Below are 4,881 nucleotides of genomic sequence, written 5' to 3'. Positions count from 1 at the left end.
GAGGTTTTCATTACAAATGGACGGAAAATAGCGGTTTGCTAATTAACGCTTATCGACAGGCGGCCGCAAAGCTCGTAGCCCGTTCTCTTGTAACCTGATTTCATCGTTGAAATCATATTTTCCTAACCGGTTTATATGCTCAAAAGGGGCCGGAGAGATATGTTCCAGATCTTTTTCATCGACTTGATAACCTTCCTTTTGAAGCTGTTTAAGAATTTCCTGGATGTAAACAGTATTCCAGACCATTACGATATTTGTCAGCAGATTAAGGCATCTGGCTGTAACTTGTTGCTGTTTTTCTTGCTTCTTGCGAATGATCCCATCACCTCCGAACCAAAGATAAACCCGCAGGTTATGGAGTTGCTCCCCTTTATTAAGCTGGGTATTGATACGGTGCCTGAGCGGCAATTGTAGTAAGTATTTACATATAAAAATCGTTTTTACCAGTTGTCCGTATGACTGCAAAACATACATGAGGTTATTTTGTCTTGGGTAGGATTGAAGTTTATTGATTAGTAGTGAGGCTGTTACTGTTCCTGTCAAAACCGAAGCAGCCACTCTTTTAAGCTCATCGGCATGTTTTTTCAAGTAGTCGATATTGACACTGCCAGTGAACTTCAACTGCGGGTACTGTATTTCGACCAGGTTTTCTTTCTCAGTTTTTATTTTGCATAGACGTTGATTTTTTATGTCGCGAAGCCGCGGGGCAAAACGTTTGTTGGCCAGGTCAAAGAATGCGAATAGTAAATCTGAATACCCATGTGTATCGGTGGTATGTTCAACAATGGTTAAATCCGTTTCATTAGTCAGGATTTCATCTAATACGTGTGGAGCATCCCGTTCAGTGCTGCTGATCACTTTTGTTCCGTATTGGGAATACTGATCAGAGGTGTGGGTGTAAAAAGTCACTCCTTTTCCATACCCAAAATACTTTGGCAATGCCTGGGCATTCCGGATTTTGCCACTTGTTGCAAATCTTTGGCCATCAGAAGATGATAGTGTCCCATCACCCCAATAGGATGATATCCATTGCCTGTGATGAAAATTTACCAAAAGGTCATTGGCCCGTTTAAGGTTCTGGTCAGAAAAGTAATTATTGGCAACCCACCACAGCGAATGGTAATCCAGTTCAGAAGATCGTGCCAGATCAGCAAGTGTCAGGTTGCATGCATTACCCAACAAAGCAGCAAACCTCAATGCATCATGTTCCGGATTACGGGGCAGGAGCTCTTCCTGTAATTCCTTTGCATAGCCAACCCAGGTATCTACTTCACGGATCATTTCTACCAGTCCAACGCGGGGCAACCGTTTGTTGATCTGCTCCTGTAGATCTTTGACAGATGCAGGAAGATTTTCTGCTTCCAGCGGCGGAACAACCAATATTCCATCTTCTAACCTTATCTGAGTGCCGTCTGATAACAGATCGGCCAAAGGTCCAAGCAGGTCTGTTAATTCAAAAACCTTTCCATCAATCCGTTTAACCATATCCAACCCTCCAAAAGGGAGGCATATCTCTGATGAAGCTACCTGCCACCGTGTTTTAGGGATCAGAAAGCTATTAAAATCCGCATATTTCCTGGATAACTCGACAAAAACATCGCCGGACTGGAGTCTGTCGTTGAGCACCGACAATACACAAAGCTCGTAGGCGGGCGCTTGCAGCATCTTGTCAATGATGACTACTTTTTGCCAGGCCTGGGTAATAAAATGGGTTGGAGCAGATTCCGGCAATTTTCGTTTTGTCCCATTTTGAAGCTGGGTAGCCAGATCCAGGCCGGCACCAAAATTATCTTTTGAAAAAGCTACTTTAAAATCCAGGACTCTGAGCAGGTAGGGAGTAAATTGTTTGAACCGGGCATAAGTCTTAAGTAAATAGAATACAGGAGTCTGATAGGCCGGTTTGGTTATTTTCAAGACTACCTGTAAAGCCTCTTGTATAGTTTCTTTTGATAAATTTTCAAATATTTTGCTTCTCAGGTACTGATTTTCAATGGTATCATCAACAACCATTTCAACAGTCTTTGTGAGCGTTTTCACAGCCTGATTTTGGGATTTGATAACCCCCAGCTGATATGCCTCCAAAGATTTTTTTGCATCGCTCAGGGCTTGGGTCCAGAAATCATGGTACATCACCAAAATGCTGTCGGTTGTATCAAGCAGCGTTTCCCGAAGGAAACACACCAGCAACGGATAACGCTTTTGTGGTTTGATACGCTGTAAATAATGATTTGAATTATTGCGAACGATGTTAGCTAAACGCTTTTTTCTGTTGGAAGGAATGACAGATAAATCCCAGGTGTCCACTTTGATGTTTTTCAAAAAGGTGATTTTATCAAGTGTTTGTCTGAGGCTTTTAGGCGTATTGGCCGTTGGCACCATACACAGCCAGCGATGATCGGTTAGTTTTCCGGTTTCATAGGTTTGAAGAAGATTGTCCAGTAGATTAAATAACTCAGGCTGCCATAAAAATGATAATCGTTGATAGGTCTCCGCGTGAAGATGCTCGTCAATGCCTCCAATAACCCTTTCCAGGGTACCTATGGATGGTCTTAAAATTTTATCCTGGTGCAGTTTCTGGCAAAGTTTGTTCAAAAGGTACCGCTCATTGTCATGCTCCATGCCCTGATGGATCAACCATTTTTCATACAGAGGTTCATCCATTGGCTGCCATTTTCGAAAGTTTAGATACCGGAGCATCTGTTGAAAATGAAACGAGCGTGTCATTGCCCTGTTTCCGTAGCTTATTAGATCAGCAGTAACGGGCGCATCGTTTCTACTTGCGAGTTGACGAGAAACGAAGGAAACTATGTTATCCGGAATTTGGGTTTTCCATCCATCATCTAAAAAGCCAAAATATCTTATCAGACAAAGCTGGATCCCGATTGCCAGGCGGTTGGTTGAACCATGGAACGACTGGATAAATATGAGATCGGGCTGTGTTAAATAAAACCCTTGTTGTAAGTCCGTTTCGTCCAGGTCAGGAATTTGAATATATTGATCACGCTCCGAAGTTGTTAAAAAAGTAGCCGGCATAGGTTATCAAAAAGGGTATGGTAAAATTCAGATAAATTAGCCCTATGAATCAGCAATTTATAAATCCGAATTCTATATTTGCAAAGGATTTCCTTTTTGATAGGCAATTAAATGAAAAACCAGGTAAACCAGGCCAAACGGGTAGCACTATATGCAAGGGTATCCACCCTGGATAAAGGGCAGGATCCGGAAACCCAATTAACCCAGTTAAGAGAATATGCACTGAGACGTAACTTTGAAGTCATTGGAGAATTTATTGATTATGCTTCTGGAACAACCCAAGACAGGATCCAGTACAAATTAATGATGGCAGCAGCCAAAAAGAGAAAACTGGATGTAGTACTTGTTTGGCGGTACGACCGCTTTGCCCGCTCGACCCAGGCACTGGTCAATGCTATGAAGGAATTTCAGAGTATGGGTATTGATTTTATATCCTATCAGGAGAATATCGATACTACCACGCCGACTGGTGAGCTGATATTTCATGTGATGGCTTCCCTGGCTCAATTTGAAAGCTCGCTGATCAGCCAAAGAGTAAAAGCAGGTATGGCCAGGGCAAAAGCACAAGGGAAACGTATTTCACGGCCTCCATTGCCTATCCAACAGCAACAGGAAATTTTTAAACTACAAAAACAAGGGCTTTCGATGAACAAGATTTCCAAGCAGCTCGGAATTGCTTACGGAACCGTGTATAATTATGTCGGTAAACTAAAAACGTAGCGGCCGCGCTGCGGTTCCTTAGCATATGTTTCCGCCCATTTGTAAGAAAAACCTCAGTTGCAGCTGCGGGCAGGCTTGAAACTGCTTATTTGACGATTAATATTATTTATTATGCTTTAATCTAAACGACACCAATATGAAAATTGAGAAAGTCAAAATGCGCGACCGAGAGCGGACAAAAAGTAAGATCCTCAAAGCAGTAGGCAATGTAATTGAACAACACGGAACAGGAAAAGTAGGTGTCAATTTAATTGCCCGAACGGCAGGGGTAAACAAGGTTTTGATCTACCGATATTTTGAGAGTGTCGATGGATTAATGGAACAATATGTAAAGTCAGGCGAGTACACCTCTACAACAAGCACCGATTACATTGAGAACATCCCACCGCTGGCCCCGGAAGAACGCAGCAAAGCGCTCACAAGTTTGATGCATACATTTATGAATGATCTACTGGAGCGGAAAGCTACCCGTGACCTTTTGCGCTGGGAGATCGGAACCGGCAAATCCATGCTATCAGATGCGCGCAACCAGATTGCAACGCGTATTTTGGACAAAATTGGCAATCTGCCTAATTACAACGACACCAGTGCGCTTGTTTCATTTCTTTCTGCTAGCATTTATTTCATGACTATTTCCACCGATTACCGGGAAAAGATGATCGATATTGACCTCCATTCCGACGAAGGTTGGAAGCGCATCGAAAAAGTGATAGAACGTATTATTATGGATATCCATAATTAACCCGCTAGAAAATTATTAGAGACAACTTTTACAAGTTAACCGGGAAATGTGCCCCATTTTCGTTTGGTAGGCCGGTTTCTGGGGGGCAGCCAACATTCCTGATGATAAGCCTGGTTTAGTTATTGAGCAGATTGTAGACTTCTATCGAGAACTCTTAATTAAGGATTGATTATAAGCTTAAATTCTTTCGTGTCTAACTAACGTCCGTCTTGACCCAAACTACATAGAACCAAGTAAAAGCAAATTCAGTACCTGCGCAAAACGTTGTTATCCCAGAATGCATCCGATCTGGACTTATTTATGAACAATGCTTTGCATAATTATTTGGCTAAGAGCAATGAATAATTTCAAACCGCTATTTTTCGTCCATTTGTAACGAGAACCTC

3 protein-coding genes are annotated in these 4,881 nt (G+C 42.2%); 2 read left to right on the top strand and 1 reads right to left on the bottom strand.

The genetic code is table 11. The annotated features are described in order from the left end of the window. Window positions 1-42: 42 nt before the first annotated feature. Window positions 43-3,033, bottom strand: coding sequence for a Tn3 family transposase (locus FBF61_RS34365; RefSeq protein ID WP_138485517.1), 2,991 nt, complete (start codon window positions 3,031-3,033; stop codon window positions 43-45). A 111-nt stretch (window positions 3,034-3,144) separates the two neighbouring features. Between FBF61_RS34365 and FBF61_RS34360 the strand changes: the two genes are divergently transcribed. Continuing rightward, window positions 3,145-3,753 (top strand): recombinase family protein, encoded by a 609-nt coding sequence (locus FBF61_RS34360; protein WP_138485516.1) that lies wholly within the window; start codon window positions 3,145-3,147, stop codon window positions 3,751-3,753. A 136-nt stretch (window positions 3,754-3,889) separates the two neighbouring features. Beyond that, a complete protein-coding gene (locus FBF61_RS34355) occupies window positions 3,890-4,495 on the top strand; it encodes a TetR/AcrR family transcriptional regulator (protein ID WP_138485515.1) in 606 nt (201 codons plus the stop codon). Window positions 4,496-4,881 lie beyond the last annotated feature (386 nt).

The organism is Dyadobacter bucti (genome assembly GCF_005869225.1).
Taxonomy (GTDB): domain Bacteria; phylum Bacteroidota; class Bacteroidia; order Cytophagales; family Spirosomataceae; genus Dyadobacter; species Dyadobacter bucti.
This window is presented reverse-complemented; position numbering and strand designations above follow the sequence as displayed.

Coding starts and splice junctions, on each gene's coding strand:
- FBF61_RS34365 (WP_138485517.1), bottom strand. CDS start 3,033: ATGCCGGCTACTTTTTTAACAACTTCGGAGCGTGATCAATATATTCAA.
- FBF61_RS34360 (WP_138485516.1), top strand. CDS start 3,145: ATGAAAAACCAGGTAAACCAGGCCAAACGGGTAGCACTATATGCAAGG.
- FBF61_RS34355 (WP_138485515.1), top strand. CDS start 3,890: ATGAAAATTGAGAAAGTCAAAATGCGCGACCGAGAGCGGACAAAAAGT.